Source organism: Vibrio sp. 1402, from assembly GCF_033340275.1.
This window is the reverse complement of record NZ_JAWOWE010000667.1, coordinates 1-526: the sequence shown is the minus strand read 5'-3', so window position 1 is coordinate 526 and position 526 is coordinate 1. Positions and strand designations below refer to the sequence as shown.

1 pseudogene is annotated in these 526 nt (G+C 47.3%); it reads left to right on the top strand.

What is annotated here, in order from left to right:
* Position 1: 1 nt before the first annotated feature.
* Positions 2–526 (top strand): annotated as a pseudogene (locus R7044_RS27835) (alpha-amylase); the annotation flags it as partial.

The window sequence follows — 526 nt, the reverse complement described above, 5'->3', positions numbered from 1 at the left end:
AATTCCAGAAAATGCCATCGTATTAAGCGTTGGAGACGATACAGCCGTCTTCGAACCAAACTCAGACGGTTTACTCGTCGCAGAGCAAAAACTAGAAAAAGGCAACTACACCTTTACCATTGCCGACAGCAAACAAACCTGTGGCAACAGCTTTGCGCTAGCGGAAGAAAGCCGCATCAAATTCAATACACCATTAAAAATGGATAACTGCGCAACCGACACATCTATGCCGCTGCGCATTTTCAAAGCCAATACCTACCTCTTCACGCTCAATCCAGACACCAATGAGCTAACCGTTAAAATCAAACCAAAACAAAGTCAGGACATCACCTATTCTTGCCCTGTTGCAACCGACACAGCTAAAACCATCAACGTAGCCCAAACCTTTACTGATGGCACTGTTGTTCGTGACGCCTTAACCGGGCAAGAAACCACCGTCGCCAATGGCAGCGTAACCATGCAACCAGGCCCGATGAGCCAAGGTCTATTGCTGTTAGAAGAGGTTGAACCGCAAGCCGATAAACCG